Raw genomic sequence first — 18,669 nt, forward strand, 5'->3', positions numbered from 1 at the left:
ATAGAAAGAAATTTTCTTTGCTTTTTTTATTAAGTTAGAAAATTTTCTAATTTAATAATACAAACCATTTGCAGATAGTAATGATTATGGAGGCAAGCATATGAGCAATTTTATCGACAGACCACGTTATTTATGTACTATGGGAGGGGCGGTGTCAACTCTAAAAGCACTGCCGAGAGCGATTTCAATTATTCATGCAGCTGCTGGCTGCGGCGGTAATTTTGGCAATGCATTAAACGGCGCTGCTGGCTACTTGGGAAGCGGATATTGTGCTGGGCAGGCATTACCCAGTTCCAATGTTTTTGAAAGAGACATTGTATTTGGTGGTGAGGAGCGATTAGAGGAACAAATTGCTAGTACCTTAGAAATTGTTGATGGAGATCTATATTTTGTTGTTACAGGGTGTATGGTAGATATTATCGGCGATGATGCAGTGTCAGTCGCTAGAAGATTTAATCAGCAGGGAAAGCCGGTTTTTGCCGCTGAAACAGGGGGATTTAAAGGAAATGCCTACACCGGATATGATATTGTTCTGAGTACATTATTTAGAGATTTTGTGGAAAAAAGGCCAGTAAAAAATAAAAAGATTGTGAACCTATTCGGTCTGGTTCCCATCCAGGATGTATTTTGGAAAGGAAACTTAAATGTATTAAAAGATTTAATTCAAAAATTAGGCTATAAAGTAAATACCTTTTTTGGTGAAGGAGAAACCATTGAAAATTTAAAACAAGCTGGTGAAGCTCATTTGAATATTGTGGTGTCCGATGTCTATGGTGTTAAATCGGCGAAAATATTTGAAGAAATTCATGACGTTCCCTATATTGTTGCAAACTTGCCGATTGGACCTGCTGGTACAAAAGAATTCTTAGAGACAGTAGGCAAAGCGCTAGGGGTGGATGAACTGCTGGTTTCAAATGTAATAGCAGAAGAAAAAGCCCGTTATTACAGCTATGTAGAACGATTGGCTGATGTCTACAATGATTTGGATTTTCAACGTTATAGCGTAGTGGTTGCAGATGCAAATTATGCTCCAGCACTAACAAGATTTATTGCTGATGATTTAGGGTGGCTGCCGGAATTAGTTGTAATTACAGATCTTCTTTCCGAAGATGAGGAAAAGCTGGTCGCAGAGAAATTTACTACGTTTTCATCCGGTGTCATTCCCAAAGTGGTGTTTGATACGGATACTTCCAACGTGAGCAAACATTTTAATAAAGCATGGCCGCGTAATAATAATAATCGCTATTTTAATGCTTTTAGTCCAGCATTCGTTTTTGGCAGCAGCTTGGACAGAGAATTTGCCGATAGCCTAGGAGCTGCGCATTTAAGTGTATCCTATCCCATATCCAACCGGGTTGTTTTGGATCGTGCCTATTTAGGCTATAGTGGGTCCTTACGTTTAATTGAAGATGTTATAGGATTATTAGTAGGCAGCAGATAAGAGGAGGTTTTATATATGGACTATATTAAAGAAAAAGCACCACCTGTGCGGGAAGAACGATTGCGGGCTTGTAATGCATATGGTGGATCTTGTGGAAATTTGGTAGAGAAGTCTAAAAAAGGATGCCTGAATGGGATTAAAAGAAAGTTTTCTCAAACCCAAGGGTGTCAACTGAATCTAAGTTTGGCAATTATCAATACCATTCGGGATGCTGTCGTCATTGTTCATGGTCCTGTTGGCTGCGGCGGTGCTAGCCTAGCCCAAGCCGGTGTGAATAAGGGGTTTCAAAAATTGCGGGATAGCAATGCCCGAGGGCTCATATGGGTAAATACAAATATGGGGGAAAACGAGGTTGTTCAAGGGGGAGAGTCTAGGCTCCGAGACGCTATATTGCATGCAGAAAAGGAGTTTCGTCCCAGTGCGATTATCATTGTAAATAGCTGTGTACCAGCGATTATTGGTGATGATATCGATGGTGTTGTTGAGCAGGCACAAAAAGAAGTCAAAGCCAAAATCGTCCCTGTTCATTGCGAAGGATTTAAGACGAAGATTATGGCGAGTGCTTATGATGCTGTCTATCATGGCATACTTCGCAACTTAATACCTCATGAGAAGATCATTCAGGATGAAAAAACTGAATTAGAAGCATTGCAAGAAAAGTACCGCGCGAGTCGTACTGTCAATGTATTGAATGTTTCTTCCATGAGCCGTATTGATGAGTATGAATTAGTTCGCTTATTGAAAGCGATTGATTTGGAATTAAATATTCTTCCTTGTTATGCTCATCCAGATGATTTTCAAAAAGCCACTGAAGCTGCTTTAAATGTAAGTATTTGTGCTACTCATGATGATTATTTCGTAGAACATTTAAAAGAGAAATATGGTATTCCTTTTATTCTTCGCACGATTCCCATTGGAGTTCAATATACCAATCGATGGATTTTAGATATTGCTAAATTTTTTGGCGCTGAAGAGGCTGCTCAGCGTTTTATCGATCAAGAAGTAAAACAACTAGAAGAAGCCATTGCTCCCTTTAGAGATATATTCAAAGGGAAGAGAGTATTAATTGGCGGTGGTGAAATTCGCGTTGTTGCCAATGCAGAGCTATTACATTATTTGGGATTTGAGATTATTGGACTAAGAGCATATCATTATGACCAATTTGCCGATGAAATGCTCGGTGAGCAAGATATTATTAAGCAAATTCCTTTTAATGTTGCAACAGGTCAACCTTTTGAACAGGCAAATCTAAATCACAATTTAAAGCCTGACTTATATGTTGGTCATGTGAATACGAATGTGTGGGCTGCCAAACAAGGAATTCCAGTAATACCTTTGTTCCACCAAAGCCAACTATTCTTAGGCTATACTGGAATTTACGAATTTGCCAGACGTTTAGCCAGAATATTGCGGAATCCTTCTTTTAATCGTAATTTTAAAGATAATGTTCACCTTCCTTACTTTGAAGAGTGGTATGAAAAGGATGCCTTTTCCTACATCGATGAAAGTGAGCTGCAGGCCTAGAATAACGAGGAGCGCTTATTTCTTCCTGTAAAACTTATTAAAGAGGAGTGGTATATATGTCCAAAATTGCAAACAGCGTAACAGATTTAATCGGTCAGACACCTTTGCTAAAGTTGAATCGTGTGGCAGAGGGGACGGCAGCCGAAGTTGTCGTGAAACTTGAATTATTCAATCCAGGTGGCAGTATTAAAGACCGTATTGGTTTTAGCATGATCAAAGATGCAGAAGAAAAAGGACTAATAAAAAAAGATACTGTAATCATTGAACCAACCAGTGGCAATACAGGGATTGCTTTGGCCCTTATTGCAGCAGCCAGAGGATATCGTTTAATCTTAACCATGCCAGAAACAATGAGTACGGAAAGACGCAGTTTACTTAAGGTTTACGGTGCTGAATTGGTACTGACACCTGGTGCTGAGGGGATGAAAGGTGCTGTGCGTAAAGCAGAAGAATTAGCAGCTCAAATTCCAAATTCTTTTGTGCCTCAGCAATTTAATAATCCTGCAAATCCTGAAATTCATCGAGCTACAACAGCAGAAGAAATTTGGGAGGATACGAATGGCAAAGTTGATATTGTCGTGGGAGGCGTAGGTACTGGTGGTACAATCACTGGTGTAGGTGAAAATCTAAAAAAACGGAATCCCAATATTAAAATCGTGGCTGTAGAACCTTTCGGCTCTCCTGTCCTGTCGGGAGGCCAGCCGGGACCTCATAAAATTCAAGGGATTGGTGCTGGCTTCTTACCGAATGTATTGAATCTGGATATTGTAGATGAGATCTATAAAGTAAAGAATGAAGAAGCGTTAGAAATTGCTCAGCGATTAGCAAGAGAAGAAGGAATTCTCGTAGGCATTTCATCAGGAGCAAGTGCTTTTGCGGCGCTGCAGATTGCAAGCCGTCAGGAAAACCAAGGTAAGCTGATCGTTGCTGTACTTCCGGATACAGGTGAAAGATATATTAGTACGGCACTGTTTGAGGATAATTAATACTACGAATGAATAAGAATCAGTGGTCAAGTTTCTAATTATGGGAACTTGGCTTTTGGTTTAGATTATGGAGAATACATCATCCTTGGTAAAGAGAGTTGAATGTAAGTGATAAGGATTCAAGAATTGAGCAAGATGTATATAACACCCAGTTCCAAAACCGTTGCACTGGAAAATGTAAATCTGCAAATTCAGCAGGGGGATATCTTTGGTATTATTGGCTTTAGTGGCGCAGGAAAATCAACTCTAATTCGCTGCTTAAATCGTTTAGAAGAACCTGATTCCGGGAAAATAATGATTGCGGGTCAAGATATTACTGCTATGAATAAAAAAGAATTACAATTGGCAAGAAGAAAGATCGGGATGATTTTTCAGCAATTCAACTTATTAGATGCGAAAACGGTATTTGAAAATGTAGCTTTTCCGTTACAGGTTTCGAATTACCCTAAAAAACAAATTAAAAGTCGAGTAGAAGAGATTCTGGATCTAGTCGGTTTAGCGAATAAGTCCAAGGCATATCCATTGCAGCTCAGCGGAGGACAAAAGCAAAGAGTCGGTATTGCACGTGCTCTGTCTAATGAACCGAGTGTGCTGCTTAGTGATGAAGCTACTTCGGCCCTTGATCCTCAAACAACCTATTCCATTTTAGAATTATTAAAAGATATCAATCAAAAACTGGGTTTAACCATTGTTTTAATTACCCATGAATTAGACGTCTTAAAACATATTTGCAATCATATGGCTGTTATTGAGCATGGAAAAATAGTTGAAACAGGAGTAGTGGAAAAGTTCTTTTTAAATCCTGAGAGTGATACTGCTAAGCGCTTTATCAGCATTCTTCAAGGGTTCCAAGAAAAAAGAGTATATAAGGAGGGAGAGGGCATTTGAATGATGATGTATTAGAACTATTGTTTACTGGCCTTGGCGAAACTCTTTATATGGTATTATTATCGACTCTTATTGCCTTGATTCTTGGATTGCCCTTGGGAATTATATTAGTTGCTACTGAAAAGGGGAACATTCTAGAATCGCCTAGAATTAATAAAGTATTAGGTACCATTATTAATGTGGTACGATCCTTTCCCTCTATTATTTTAATTGTTGTGCTGCTTCCATTAGCTCGATTTATTGTAGGGACGACATTGGGGGCAACAGCAGCTATTGTTCCTTTATCCATTGGTGCAGCGCCTTTTATTGCAAGAATTATTGAGAATAGCCTTAAAGAAGTCAGCTTTGGTAAGATTGAAGCTGCAATGGCTATAGGAGCAAATCCCTTAACCATTATTACAAAAGTATTAATTCCAGAAGCTTTGCCGTCTCTTATCCGTGGTCTAACAATTGCTGTTATAGGAATTACTGGCATGACGGCGGTCGCAGGAGCGATTGGTGCAGGAGGTCTGGGGAGTCTTGCTATACGATTTGGGTATATGAGATATCGAGATGATATTATGCTAGCCACTATTATAACGCTAGTTATTCTTGTTCAAGGTGTACAATTGGCTGGAGATTATTTGGCTACCTACATTAATCGGAAACGATACAAATTTGATTAAAGATATTAAGGAGTAATTTTGGTCTTCACTTATTATTCTGTCAAGTATAGGATATAAGGGTTTCCTGGCTTCCTATCGCTGACGATTACTGTATATATTTATTTTTGTAGATATAAATTTAAGAATTAGAAGCTACCGGCGAAAATCGTAGCTTCTCTCTATATAAATTTCTAAACGAAGAAGATACTAGTCTGCTTTATAAAGCAGACTAAGAGAAGAATAGTACTTTTAGTCAATAGACAGGAAGCACAAAATATTTTATAATTCAACTGAGAATTAATTGCAATTATAGGGTAATCTTAAGGTCAAATAAGAATTCTTAGCTGATTAGTTAATGCATCTAAAGGCTGGATTTGTCCATAAAGGGATAAGTCTAGCTTTTTCTTTTTAAATAGTTACAGATAATATAATAAAAATTGTATATTGGAATTGAAAGGAGATAATGTAGTGTTCATTAAAAAGTCTTATTTAAGTTCTGTAATGCTATTGATTGTAGGTATTTCCTTTGCTCTAGGTTTTGGCTATTATAAAAATGCAGTAGCTAAAGAGCAGGCAACAGTGACCGTTGCTATTAATGGTGAACATATTGCAGCCACCAAAAGTGTTGTTTTTGACATAGCGGATCAGGGGAAGCCTAAAAAGTGGCTGCAGCCTAATCAGATATTGATAGCAAGCTATTTGATTAAAAATGAAAGTAAGAATCCATTAGCTATTCAAGTAGAAGCTGTTGATTTTGTTAAGCAGGTCGTTTTAGAGGTTGGTTCTCCTGATCTGCAAAAGCCTTCTGCTATCTATATGGGTACTGTGGAATCAGGAAAAACATTGCGTGTGAAAGTCAAAATGGATCTTGCTGATCAACATTTCAGTCAAACGAAGCAGCAGATTGGTGTGCTTCAGATTGTGGACATACAAACCGGTGCTCTGCTTGGAACTACATCTGTTTATGCCATGAATTCCACACAATCATTGAACCTGGATCAGAAACCAGTGACACCGTCGACTCCTCATGAAACACATGAATCTCATGGATTACATGAAGAAAAGTAAGGAGATAATAAGATGAATCAGCGAGAAATAAAACGTATCTTAGGATATTTAGCAGGATTATTCTTGTTTTTTGCCCCATTTGCCTATTACCAGAAAACACTTTCTGCTTGGTTAGGCGGCTCTCAAGCATCTGATATTCATAGTTTTTGTTTGCGCATTCCGTTATTGAATGTGTTAACAGGACAAAGTATTGAAATATTCAATGTCGGTATTATTTCTTTATTATTATTGGTCAGCGCGGCTTTTTTCCTAGGTCCTTTCTTTTGCGCCCACCTTTGCGCGAGTGGTGCGTTACCTGAATATCTTAGCCGTCTGATGCCAAAGCGGTTTAAAATCGATTGGCAACATTCAGTAAATCCAGTCCCCATACGATATGGATTTTTTGCAGGGTATCTGCTTTCGCCTTTTTTGGCTGGTTCCATAGCGTGTGCGCTTTGTAACTATAGCTTTATGGAAAGGCTGATTGTTGGCGGGGTGCAAGGTAATATTGGCCCTTTGGGCTCTACTGCCATTATTACAGCTATTTTATGTCTGGGGATCTTTGGTGTTATGGCTAAAGGAGGACGGGGATTTTGCAGTTATTTATGCCCTGTTGGAGCGCTGCAAAGTGCTGTACATAGTGTGGGTGCTCGATTTCGATTTACTTATAAATTACGCTTTATCCCAAGCAAATGTGTTAATTGCAAACAGTGCGTAAAAAAATGTCCAATGGGTGCACTTAGTCATAAGGATGGTGTTTTATCTTATGAAGTATATAATTGTATTACTTGCGGACAATGCGCTGGGGTTTGTGCAAAAAACGCTCTTTCCTATGGTACCGGCGAAAGTGGCTGGCAAAAAGAGAATGCTGGAGAGCCAGAGCTGGAGTTAGTAAAATGAAGGAAAAGATCAAGTCTTTAGGAGTTGGGGTGAGTGCGGCGGCGATATCCATGGTTCCCAGTTTCTTGCCCGCAGCCAGTGCTGTATGCACCGGTGTATGCGGCTCTTGTGGCGGTGGTTGTGCTGGCTTGATCGTAGGATTCGGGGCTGGAGGATTAATTCTTCTGACTAAACTGCAAAATGATAAAAAAGAAAAAGTAGATGACCAGGAGTTGTAATAAGGGGATTTGAAAGTATGAAAGTAAAACAAGTTTTTTCAGCATATAATTTTCAAGCAAGAAATTCTTTGTGTAATCGTTATTGCTCAGCATGCGGTGAAAAATGTGTAAAAAAAGAAGCGGGTGGGAGAGAAAGAGACAGCTGCCCTTCATGCGGCTTTGTTCATTATGAGAACCCTTCGCCAGCGGTATCCGTCTTGTTGGTAAAGGATGAAAAAGTGCTTTTAGGCAAACGAGCTCATGGCAGCTTTAAAGAAGGGTTATGGTGTTTGCCTTGTGGATTTATTGAATTTGATGAAGATTTTCTAACAGCTGCAAGACGGGAAGTTCAGGAAGAAACAGGTCTTATTAGTGAGATCGAATCAATTATTAGCGTAATGTCTAATTATTTAACCCCTAATTTACATACCTTAGTAGTTGTTTTAGTAGCTCATGTTATTGGTGGAGAACTTTGCCCTGGTGATGATTTGGATGAAGTCCAATGGTTTTCTTTTTCAGGAGTACTGCCTCAAATGGCCTTTGAAGCAGATGAGAACATTATAGCAAGATATTGGAATACCAGAATAAAGGGGATACCTGTAGATGAAGATTTTTGAAATCGATTGTATATAGTAAAATCATATATATTGGTTGTTAGTATAATCTATATCTGAAGAAATAAAAGCAAAGATCTATTGACAGAATGTATATAGTCGTTTATAATTCGAAAAAAGAGATAGTACTTTTAAAAAGCTAATAACAAAAACTTGCTGACTGGATAAACTAGAGGCAGATTTTTTCATTTTTGAAAACTTCTGCCTCTAATTTTATTTCTATTTATTTTAGAAAGAAGTCCATACTTCTTTATGAAAGGAGGTGTTAGTATGGCAATTACCAAAGAACAAAGTATTAACGAAGTGGTTGAACAATACCCAAACACCATAGCAATATTTCGTAATTATGGAATGGGGTGCTTTGGTTGCGCTGCTGCCAGATTTGAGAACATTGAGCAAGGAGCGGCAGCTCACGGCATCGACATTCATGCATTGATTACGGATTTAAACAAAGCTGTATAAAGTAATCCTGATAGTTTGTTCGTTTCATGAGTGTGTAGATATAATGGATAAATTATATGGGTTGACCAGAAGAAAAGCTGGAGACGTACGTGTCTTTGGCTTTTCTTTTTTTATTTAATTTAAAAATGGTTGCAAAAGGAGAAAAGGTGATGAGTATAAATTTAAGCCAACCAGCAGTGGAACTAAGAGAATCCAGATTGAAAACAATCACTGGCTATGAAGGTGATGCTGCTGAATTACTCAGTAGAAATGATATTCCCAATAGGGAAAGGTCCTTTACCCAGTGTGGCTCATGCAGTGCTGATCAAGTAATGAATCTGCTTACTCAGATTCAGGATGCCGCTGTTGTGGAGCATGGTCCTGCAGGTTGTGCAGGTGATATTCCTATGCGTAACGGTGTATTTCGGACAGGTAATAAGAGAATGGGCTATAACGTACATAATGTGAAATATCTCAATACCAATCTTGATGAAAAAGATACTATTTATGGCGGCGGCGCCAAGCTGGAAAAAGCAATCAGGGAAGCTAAGCGTAGATTCAATCCCAAAGTGATTTTTGTGACCACTACTTGTGCATCAGCCATCATTGGTGACGATGTTCCTGGTATTTGCAATGAATTGGAAGAAGAATTCGGCATCCCGGTAATTGCCACCTTGTGTGAAGGCTTCCGCACCAATATCTGGGCGACAGGCTTTGACTCGGCCAATCATAGCATCTTACGGAAAATTGTCAAACCAGCACGCCAAAAACAGCCGGATTTAATCAATGTTATTAGTTTTGAACATAAATTTTTGTATGAAAGTGTTTTTCGGCAGCTTGGCCTTAGAACGAATCATATTGTACCACTTTCAACTGTGGAGGAATTAGAGCGCATTTCAGAAGCAGCGGCAACAGTGCAGTACTGCGAAACATTGGGGAGTTATCTTGCTGCTGGGTTGGAAGAGCATTTTGGCGTGCTGGAAATCAAAGCCCCTGCTCCTTTCGGTATAAAGGCCTCCGATGAATTATTAAGAGAGATTGGGCGGATTTTTCATAAAGAAGAAGAGGTTGAAAAAGTAATTATTTCCGAAAAGGAAAAGATTGCTGAGGATCTTGAAAGACTACGAGGGCGGTTAACAGGAAAAACAGCCTATATTGCTGCTGGCGGTCCTCTCGCTTATAGCATTATTGCCTTGGTTAAAGATCTAGGCATGGAGGTAGTGGGAACTAGTGTCTGGCATCATGACCAAAGATATGACAATGATGATGAACGGCTCAATTTCCTTAGATTTGGCGTGGAAACTTACGGTAATTTTAAGGTTGGGGTCTGCAATAAACAAGCTTTTGAAGTTACCAATGCGATCAACAAATATAAGCCTGATATTGCTATTACGAGACACCTTGCCACAGTTTGGGCGGCAAAATTGGGAGTTCCCTCTATTTTTGCCGGCAACGAGCCCACAGAAATGCTGTATGATGGGCTAATCCGTTTTGGACAATCCATCGATGATGCAATTTCTAATCCTGCTTATATCAAAAATGTAGCAAAGCACAGCAAGTTACCCTATACAGACTGGTGGCTCAAGCAAGGTACCTATTCATTTTTAAGGAGCGAACAAAATGTCTGAAATTATACAAGGACCACGCCACGGCTGTGCATTAGGAGCCCAGCAGACGGTAGTGGCAATTGAAAGAGCCATTCCTATTTTACACGCAGGACCTGGGTGTGGTTCCAAGCTGCATAGGGGCTTATCTCTTGCAGGAGGATACCAAGGTGCTGGGTATGCTGGGGCGGATGCGATCCCATGCACGAACATGATTGAAAAAGATGTGGTTTTCGGTGGTACAGATAAATTAAGAGATGTGATTGAGGGGACGCTGAAAATCATGGATGGCGATTTCTTCGTTGTCTTGACAGGTTGTACTGCTGATATTATTGGCGATGACGTAGGCAGTATAGTCAGCGAGTTCAGAGAACAGGGCGTACCCATTGTTCATGCCGAAACAGCAGGATTCAAGGGGGATGCCTATAAAGGACATGAACTTGTGCTGGAAGCTATTATCAAACAGCATTTAAAGCCTGCTGCACAAATTGAAAAAGGACTTGTCAATGTATTTGCAAGTGTCCCCAGGCATGATCCATTTTGGGAAGGTGATTTGAACGAAATAAAGAAATTGCTGGCAGGCATAGGACTCAAAGCAAATATTTTGTTTGGTTATAATAGTGGAGGCATTAAGGCATTGGAAGAGATTCCGGCGGCACAATTTAATTTAGTTGTTTCTCCTTATATTGGTCTTAAGATAGCAGAGCTGCTGGAAGAAAAATTTCAAACTCCTTATCTTCATTATCCGGTGTTGCCAGTTGGAGGTATAGAAACATCAAAATTTCTGAGAACCGTCGCTGAATTCGCAGGTACTTTATCGGAACAGACGGAGAAATTTGTTGTTCAGCAGGAAGAAGAATTCTATCATTATATTGTTCGTGCAGCAGATGTGCTTACAGAATACAGACTAAATCAGCCAAAGCGCTTTTACAATATAAATGATGCCTCTTACGCCCTTGGCTTTAGTAAATTCTTAGTGAATGAACTAGGCTATTTTCCCATTCATCAGTTTATTAACGAGGATGTTCCTGAGGAATATAAAGATGCCATTGAGGGCTACTTTAAAGAGCTTTCACCAGAGATTTCTTCCGGTATAACCTTTACCCAGGACGGTGGAGTCATTGAAGATAAGATTCGTTCAATAAAAGCATTAACTGCTCCTTTAGTGCTTGCTAGTTCATGGGAATTCGATATTGCAAAAGAGATATCCGGTTTGCATCTTAGTGTTGGTTTGCCGATTATCGACCGTTTAATTTTGCATCATACTTATGTAGGTTATATAGGTGGTCTTAACCTTGTGGAAGATATTTATACAAGATTGCTATCAAAGAATCGTGAGTAATAAGAATAAGAAATAGCAACTTGATGAGTGTATTTTTTGGATAAATAAGCATATAATAGGTATTGATTAAGAAATCTTTATCGATATTTTTGAAACAGATAATTTTGCAGTAAATACATTGCTGGCTGGATTGAAATCCAGAGGCTGTACTCTTTTTTATAAGGGGTGTAGCCTCTGGATTTTTATTTGTTAAAAGGAAGCAATGCATTTGATGGAGAATGGCAGTGGCAAAACTCTTAGTAATTTGTTTTGTTTAGGAGGAGGTTAAAAGTGATTCGTAAATGTGTAAATAAGATAATGAAAATTTGTTATCGCTTACTTGCTGTAGCAATCTTTTTGCTAATATGGGAAATGGCGCCGCGGGTAGGGCTAGCGGATCCTGTTTTTTTACCTCCCTTTTCCAAAGTATTCGTGGAATTCTTTAGGATGCTCATTAGCGGCGAATTATTAAAACATATTGGGATTAGTCTTCAGCGATCGATTTTGGGTTTCAGTTTAGGATTGATCATCTCTGTACCCTTAGGATTACTGATTGGTTGGTTTAAAGGATTTGAACGTTTTAGCGATCCTCTGCTGCAAACCTTTAGGCAGACTTCTACATTGGCTCTTTTTCCTGTATTTATACTTCTTTTCGGCATAGGTGAAATATCAAAAATAGCTATTATATTTTGGGGAGTTCAGTGGGCTATTCTGTTAAATACAATTGCAGGTGTCAAAAATGTGGATCCGCTTCTGATAAAGTCAGCAAGGTCAATGGGAACAACGTCATTTGAAATCTTTGTAAAGGTAATTGTTCCAGCATCGATCCCATCCATCTTTATGGGGATAAGGCTTAGTGCTACGACATCCATTTTAATTCTCGTAGCAGCCGAAATGATGGGGGCAAATTCAGGACTCGGTTTTTTAATATATGATGCTGAGGTCAAGTATCAAATTCCTAAAATGTACGCAGCAATCATAAGTATGTCTATGCTTGGACTCATTTTGAATTATTCTCTAGTGGCAATTGAAAAAAGAGTGACCAGGTGGAAAGAAGAGCCATATAGAGCAGCATAAATCATTTTGTGGAGGAGAGAAAAATTTGGATAATAAGAAGAAATCAATCATTGTATTCATGCTTATATTTATTGTAGCTTTAATGACTGGATGCGCCCAAAAAGCTAATGGAGGTAAGGTTGATAGTGACGGTTATCAATTTAAAGATGGTAAGCTGATGAATGAATATCATCTTAAAGTGATAAAAGGGGGAGCCTTTGATTATGCGATGGCAGATTTGAACGGTTTTTTCAAAGATGTGGGAATCGTGACTGATTACCTAGGACCCCTTAAGGGAGGTACTTTGGCTCAGGCTGTGGTAAAAGGAGACGTAGATGTTATGCATTCTGGTCATGTCATTAATATTGCAATGGCAAGACAGGCTGGCATGAAAATTAAAATTGTAATGGAAGGAATGGTTGATAATCCGGACAAGGATAAAGGACACATGTACTGGATGGTGCAAGATAACGGGAAAATTAATTCAGCACAAGATGTTATTGGCAAAAAAATAGCTGTTTCAAATAGAGGCGGCTGCGGAGATTTGCTTACTTATGAATATTTGCGACAGAATGGAATACGCCAGGACCAAGTAGAGTTGGTAAATATGCCCGATACTCAGCAAGAACAAGCTTTAAGGCAAGGATTGATTGATGTTGCGGTTCTTCATTCCACATTTTCTTTAGCAGCTCAACAGCGTCCAGGAGTTAAAGTATTGGTTTCAAGTTATCAAATTGGTGAAGCGGCTGGTGATGGTGAAGCTGGAGGATTGGCTGTAAGGGCGTTTAGTGAAGACTTTATAGCAAAACATCCTGACGTAGTCAAAGCGTACATCGCTGGAAACTATCGAGGGCAGCAATGGGGGAATAAGAATTTTGAAGAGGCTAAAAGTCTTTGGGCAAAGTATAATGACGCACCTGTATCAGGCGGTAATTGGCATTCAAAGGATCAATGGGTAGATGAGAAAAAAATTCAATTTTGGGTAGATATGATGGAACGAAATGGTTTTGCTAAACCGGGAGAAATAAATGTGAAGGATCTTTATACAAATGACCTTAATCCGTTTTTTATCGGTGAATTAAAAGAGTGATTTGCATGGATCTAATATAGTTTTGAGGGGTTCCTATCCTTTATGGTATTTTCAGAAAATAAACATAGTATGGGTATTGACAAGAAATCTTCGTGGATATACTATGATAATAGACAATCTAGCGTAATTACATTGCTGACTGGTTTGAGAATCAGAGGCTGTGTCCCATTTATTTTGGGGTGCAGCTTTTTTTATTTTCAATTGTCAAAAGCGGTCAATGTATATGATTGGGAGGCGGTTTAATATAAAGAAAATATTATAATTATGAGTAGCTTAATTATTTTTGAAAGGGTGATTTGTGTGTTGAAAAAAGGTATTATCTTTAAAATGGTAGTCGGAATTCTCGGCGTTGTAACAGCTGCCAGTGTATTGGTGGGATGCTCGTCAAGTAAAAAAGAGAGTACCCCAGCTGTCACTGCAAAAACAGAAGTAACAGTCAAAGTAGGGGCAGCATTAGTACCACATGCTGAAATATTGAATTTTATTAAGCCAAAATTAAAACAAGAGGGTATTAATCTTGAAGTAGTTGTGCTGGATGATGAAGCCCAATTAAATCCTGCACTGCAAACAAAGCAGATCGATGCCAACTATTTTCAGCATGTTCCTTATTACGAGTCAGTAGCAAAAGAAAAGGGCTATAGTTTTGTTGTAGCTGCGAAAGTACATGTAGAGCCCATTGGTTTTTATTCACAAAAAATCAAAAGCAAAGATGAGTTAAAAGAAGGTGCTACCATCGCCATTCCTAATAATCCATCGAATGAATATAGAGCATTAGCACTTTTACAAGCAAATGGATTGATTAAATTAAAAGATGGTATTGCGAATTTCTCGGCTACTCCTAGAGATATTGTAGAAAATACGAAAAAAATAAAATTTGTAGAGGTAGAAGCTGCCCAGCTTACCAGATCCTTACCGGATGTTGATGGTGCTATCATCAATACTAATTTTATCCTCGAAGCGAAAATCGATCCTAAGAGCGCGATTTTTAGAGAGGATGCAAATTCTCCTTATGCAAATGACTTGTATGTAAGACAAGGTGAAGAAAGTCGACCAGAAATTAAAAAACTGGCAGAGGTTTTAACGTCTCCTGATGTTAAAAAATTCATCCAAGATAAATACGGAGTTGCTGTGGTTCCTGCCTTTTAAATACGTGATGGAAATTAACGATTGGATTAACGAATATTTGATTCGGGAGGGAACTGAAGGCTGAGCAGTCAAATCTGCTCAGCCTTCAGTTTGAAATAGTATTATCATAAGTAGTCTTTGAATGATTAGCAGATCGTTATAACATTAGGGAGAAATGGCATAAATGGATGAGATAAAATCATTAAGTGAATCATTATATCCATTTTTACATGCCAACAAGAAAGGAGAGACAAGGTGATGGTGCAGGAGTTATCGCATGTTGTTTGCAAAAATTGTGCAGCTCGTCTTGCTAAATGGTGTTATAAACGGTACTGGTGGTTTCGGTTGGTTCGAGAGCCATTGTTATTAGGAATGCGTATCTTGGCCTGGTGGCACGGAATTGATGCCCGAACTCATAAAGTGCGCAACAATGAATGTCATGGGTGTATCCGCTTTATGAAAGCAGAGCTGACAGCCAAGTCATCTATCTTTTGCTTTTTTGATAAAATTATTGGTAAGAAAGTCAGTAAATTACGAGACTCTATGCTTACCCAAGATCAATTGGATGAAGCAAAACGTTATGCTCGTGAAGTAAGTAACTGAGAGTGGATAATTTCATAATAAAGAATAAGGAGGGCAAGAGTATTTGTAAGGCGGGATAAACAGGCATGAGCAAAGGTACTATACGGGATTGAATAAAAATAGAGTTGTGAGCAACTGACTAGTTACCTACTAGAGGTTGCGTTCCATAGAGTTGGAATGCAGCCGTTTTAATTTCTATTATTTTCAGGGAGTTGTCATTGGCTAAATGGTATAAGAAATTCATAGGATTGAGTAAATTAGGGAGGAATTTTAATGCCGATTAATTTAAACGTAACTTCAGCAGGCACCCGGGAAAACAGGTTAGGATCGATTACGGGATATGCAGGGGATCTTCATGATTTAGTTAACCAGAGCAGATGCGGGACGCTAAAAGAAAGGGAAAGGTGCTTTAGTCAGTCAAGTTCTTGTGATGCGGGATGCGCCTTGAGCCAGCTTGCCTACATTCGGGATGTTGCCATCATCAATCATGCGCCCTCAGGCTGCACTGCAATGGCATCAGCAACGATTGTGGCTCATACACAGCTTGCAGCGAAGAGAGGACTTGCCTATGATACTATTTTTCTAGGAACAGATATGGATGAGAATGATACGATTTTTGGTGCAACCATCGGTCTTCGGGAAATCATCTTGGAGACATATAACAGATATAAACCCAATGCCATTTTCGTCGGAACCTCTTGCGTATCTGGGATTATCGGTGAAGATGTGGATAGCGTAATAAATGAACTTGCATCAGAGATTCCGATTCCTTTAGCAGCAGTCCATTGTGAAGGATTTAAATCGAGAGTATGGGCATCCGGTTTTGATGCAGCAGATCATGCTGTACTTACAAGTCTGGTAAAACCACCCCAGAGAAAGACAAATCTCATTAACTTTAAGAATTTTAATGAAAATGCTAGAGGAGAAATCACTGAACTATTTGCTAATTTCGGTGTAGAGCCTTTTTTCTTGTATTCAAATTCAACGGTTGAGGAACTGTCACATATATCCGAAGCCCTTGCTACAGTATCCATATGCGGTACATTAGGTACGTATTTAGGGAATGCCCTGGAAGAAAAATATGGGGTTCCTTATATAAAAACAATCAATCCTTTAGGCATTGCCGGTTTTGAAATTTGGCTAAGAGAAATAGGTCGTGTGATTCATCAAGAAACAGAAGTGGAAGCTTATATTGAACGGGAGAGGGCAAAATATCTGCCTAAAATTGAAGAAATAAAAAAAGAACTCAAAGGACTGCGTGCCGTTTTAGGCATGGGGGCCAGCTATGCTTTTCAAATATCGCGTGTTTTACAGGAGCTTGGGATAAAAGTAGTATGGGTGGCTTCATGGCATTATGATACGAAATATGATAACAATGAAATTCCGCCTCATGTAGAGTATTTGGAAAAAGAAAGTCCCTATAATTTTAAAGTAAGTGTTTCCGATCAACAGAATTTTGAAATTCTTAATATATTAAATACCTATCAGCCCGATATTTATCTAGCTAGGCACCCTGGTACGACGGTGTGGGCGATTAAACAAGGGATTGCAGCCTTCTTTTTAGCAGATGAGTATAAGACATTTGGGTATCGTGGTACGTTGGATTTTGCTCAGACGATACTCGATACGATTCGCAACCGAAGCTTTGAAAAAAATTTAGCAGCTAGGATTACCCTTCCTTACACTGATTGGTGGTATCAGCAGAATCATGCAGCTTTTTTAAAGGAGGATTCAAAATAAATGCCAAAAATATTAGATCAACCTAGATATAAATGTGCCCTTGGAGCCATGCAAACGGTGCATAGCATTACTAAAGCCCTGCCAATTTTGCATTCAGGACCTGGTTGTGCTGACAAATTGTCAGGCAGCCAGGGCGGTTCAGGGCATTTTGCACCTCGTATTTTTCCTTGTACAAATCTTAACGAAAAAGATGTAATTTTTGGTGGGGAAGAAGGACTGCGGGATGTCATTACAAATGCCTTAAAAATAGTAAATGCGGATCTGTATGTTGTATTAAGCGGTTGTTCTTCAGAAATTGTTGGTGATGATATGCAAGAAGTCGTCAGATCTTTCAAAGATGCGGAGAAGCCAGTTGTTTTTGCATCGACAGCCGGGTTTAAAGGAAATAATTTTTTAGGGCACGAGTGGGTCATTCAAGCGATTATCGAGCAATATTTAAAACCAGCAGATAAAAAAGCAAAAGGGTTGGTGAATATATGGGCGAGTGTCCCTCAGCACGATCCCTTTTGGTATGGCAATTTATTCGAATTGGAAAATTTGATTACGCAGCTTGGATTAACGCCCAATACAATTTTTGGTTATGATAGGGGTATTAAAAATATTGATAGGATACCAGAGGCTGAATTTAACCTTCTTGTATCGCCTTGGGTGGGGTTAAGTAATGTGAAATTATTAGAAGAAAAATTTCAGACTCCTTATTTGCATCTTCCCACTCTTCCCATTGGAGCCTTTGAAACCAGTAAATTTTTGCGGGAAGTAGGCGATTTTGCTGGAATTGATAAAGAAAAAGTGGAAAATATTATTACAGAAAGTGAAAAAAATATTATTATTTTATTGAGCGATTTGCTGATGTATTTCTGGAAACACGAATTATGTCAAAACGATTTGTCGTGATTTCCGATGCGCAATATTCCTTGGCAATCACTAAATTTCTGGTAAATGACGTTGGTTTGTTCCCTTCCAAACAATACATTACTGATAATGCACCCGAAGAATACCAGGAGGCGATAAGAGGATATTTTAAAGACTTAAATTGGAATATAGAAGCAGAAGTGGGATTTATATCTGATGGACATTTGATACAAAATGAAATCAAAGAGACTTATTTTAGCGGCTACCCTTTAATTATCGGCAGTTCATGGGATAAAAAAGTTGCAGAGCAAACACAGGCACATTATTTATCTGTTTCTTGGCCAGTAAATGAACGACTTGTTATCAATAGTTCTTATGTAGGCTATGGTGGCGGGCTTAAGCTGCTTGAGGATATCTATTCTGTAGTACTTACACGATTTAATTAAAAAGAGTAGGAAAAGTAAATCAGCAGGTAAAATAAGCAAAGCCACCTCTATAAAAGGTGGCTTTGCTTAAGTATAAGTTTTTAGTACTTTTTCCCCTTTGTGTTCTTCGCGTCTTCGCGGTTCAAAATGTTTTTATTCTTTTAGATGTGAAAATTTTTTCTCATGACCATA

The 18,669-nt window shown here is 38.8% G+C and carries 19 protein-coding genes; all 19 read left to right on the forward strand.

Features of this window, described 5'->3' with window-relative positions:
- Nucleotides 1-100 precede the first annotated feature (100 nt).
- The 19 genes from FR7_RS09400 to FR7_RS24445 all read left to right on the forward strand — a co-directional run bounded on the left by FR7_RS09400 (nt 101) and on the right by FR7_RS24445 (nt 18,498).
- Nucleotides 101-1,441, forward strand: a complete 1,341-nt coding sequence (locus FR7_RS09400) for a nitrogenase component 1 (RefSeq protein WP_007936416.1) — start codon at nt 101-103, stop codon at nt 1,439-1,441.
- 15 nt (nt 1,442-1,456) lie between these two features.
- On the forward strand, nt 1,457-2,965 hold the full coding sequence (locus tag FR7_RS09405) for a nitrogenase component 1 (RefSeq protein ID WP_007936418.1): 1,509 nt from the start codon (nt 1,457-1,459) through the stop codon (nt 2,963-2,965).
- Between the two features lie 56 nt (nt 2,966-3,021).
- A complete protein-coding gene (gene cysK, locus FR7_RS09410) occupies nt 3,022-3,951 on the forward strand; it encodes a cysteine synthase A (RefSeq protein WP_007936419.1) in 930 nt (309 codons plus the stop codon).
- Between the two features lie 108 nt (nt 3,952-4,059).
- Nucleotides 4,060-4,839 carry a methionine ABC transporter ATP-binding protein gene (locus FR7_RS09415; protein WP_007936421.1) on the forward strand — a complete coding sequence of 260 codons (780 nt, stop codon included), beginning with the start codon at nt 4,060-4,062 and terminating at the stop codon, nt 4,837-4,839.
- Complete coding sequence (locus tag FR7_RS09420; RefSeq protein ID WP_007936423.1) at nt 4,836-5,504, forward strand: methionine ABC transporter permease; 669 nt, start codon at nt 4,836-4,838, stop codon at nt 5,502-5,504. Before FR7_RS09415 ends, FR7_RS09420 begins: the two co-directional genes overlap by 4 nt.
- A 447-nt stretch (nt 5,505-5,951) precedes the next feature.
- Nucleotides 5,952-6,551, forward strand: coding sequence for a hypothetical protein (locus FR7_RS09425; protein ID WP_007936424.1), 600 nt, complete (start codon nt 5,952-5,954; stop codon nt 6,549-6,551).
- 12 nt (nt 6,552-6,563) lie between these two features.
- Nucleotides 6,564-7,430, forward strand: coding sequence for a 4Fe-4S binding protein (locus tag FR7_RS09430; RefSeq protein WP_007936425.1), 867 nt, complete (start codon nt 6,564-6,566; stop codon nt 7,428-7,430).
- On the forward strand, nt 7,427-7,648 hold the full coding sequence (locus tag FR7_RS09435; RefSeq protein ID WP_007936426.1) for a hypothetical protein: 222 nt from the start codon (nt 7,427-7,429) through the stop codon (nt 7,646-7,648). Before FR7_RS09430 ends, FR7_RS09435 begins: the two co-directional genes overlap by 4 nt.
- Nucleotides 7,649-7,665: 17 nt before the next feature.
- Complete coding sequence (locus FR7_RS09440; RefSeq protein ID WP_007936427.1) at nt 7,666-8,244, forward strand: NUDIX hydrolase; 579 nt, start codon at nt 7,666-7,668, stop codon at nt 8,242-8,244.
- 267 nt (nt 8,245-8,511) lie between these two features.
- The gene (locus FR7_RS09445) at nt 8,512-8,703 is read left to right on the forward strand and encodes a DUF1858 domain-containing protein (protein ID WP_007936428.1); all 192 of its coding nucleotides are present in this window, start codon (nt 8,512-8,514) and stop codon (nt 8,701-8,703) included.
- Between the two features lie 149 nt (nt 8,704-8,852).
- Nucleotides 8,853-10,310, forward strand: a complete 1,458-nt coding sequence (locus tag FR7_RS09450) for a nitrogenase component 1 (RefSeq protein ID WP_026084520.1) — start codon at nt 8,853-8,855, stop codon at nt 10,308-10,310.
- Nucleotides 10,303-11,628: a nitrogenase component 1 gene (locus tag FR7_RS09455; RefSeq protein ID WP_007936431.1), complete on the forward strand. Its 1,326-nt coding sequence runs from the start codon at nt 10,303-10,305 to the stop codon at nt 11,626-11,628. Before FR7_RS09450 ends, FR7_RS09455 begins: the two co-directional genes overlap by 8 nt.
- A 270-nt stretch (nt 11,629-11,898) precedes the next feature.
- The gene (locus FR7_RS09460) at nt 11,899-12,684 is read left to right on the forward strand and encodes an ABC transporter permease (RefSeq protein WP_007936433.1); all 786 of its coding nucleotides are present in this window, start codon (nt 11,899-11,901) and stop codon (nt 12,682-12,684) included.
- 25 nt (nt 12,685-12,709) lie between these two features.
- On the forward strand, nt 12,710-13,753 hold the full coding sequence (locus tag FR7_RS09465; protein WP_007936435.1) for an ABC transporter substrate-binding protein: 1,044 nt from the start codon (nt 12,710-12,712) through the stop codon (nt 13,751-13,753).
- A gap of 300 nt (nt 13,754-14,053) precedes the next feature.
- Entirely contained in the window at nt 14,054-14,899 is an 846-nt protein-coding gene (locus tag FR7_RS09470; RefSeq protein ID WP_007936436.1) for a MetQ/NlpA family ABC transporter substrate-binding protein, read from the forward strand.
- A 237-nt stretch (nt 14,900-15,136) separates the two neighbouring features.
- Complete coding sequence (locus FR7_RS09475; RefSeq protein ID WP_007936437.1) at nt 15,137-15,481, forward strand: hypothetical protein; 345 nt, start codon at nt 15,137-15,139, stop codon at nt 15,479-15,481.
- Nucleotides 15,482-15,733: 252 nt separating this feature from the next.
- Complete coding sequence (locus FR7_RS09480; RefSeq protein WP_007936438.1) at nt 15,734-17,200, forward strand: nitrogenase component 1; 1,467 nt, start codon at nt 15,734-15,736, stop codon at nt 17,198-17,200.
- Nucleotides 17,201-18,094, forward strand: a complete 894-nt coding sequence (locus tag FR7_RS24440) for a nitrogenase component 1 (protein ID WP_007936444.1) — start codon at nt 17,201-17,203, stop codon at nt 18,092-18,094. It abuts the gene before it with no gap.
- The gene (locus FR7_RS24445; protein ID WP_007936446.1) at nt 18,073-18,498 is read left to right on the forward strand and encodes a nitrogenase component 1; all 426 of its coding nucleotides are present in this window, start codon (nt 18,073-18,075) and stop codon (nt 18,496-18,498) included. The genes FR7_RS24440 and FR7_RS24445 overlap by 22 nt, the downstream gene beginning before the upstream one ends.
- Nucleotides 18,499-18,669 lie beyond the last annotated feature (171 nt).

This window comes from Pelosinus fermentans DSM 17108, assembly GCF_000271485.2.
GTDB classification, from domain to species: Bacteria; Bacillota; Negativicutes; order DSM-13327; family DSM-13327; genus Pelosinus; species Pelosinus fermentans.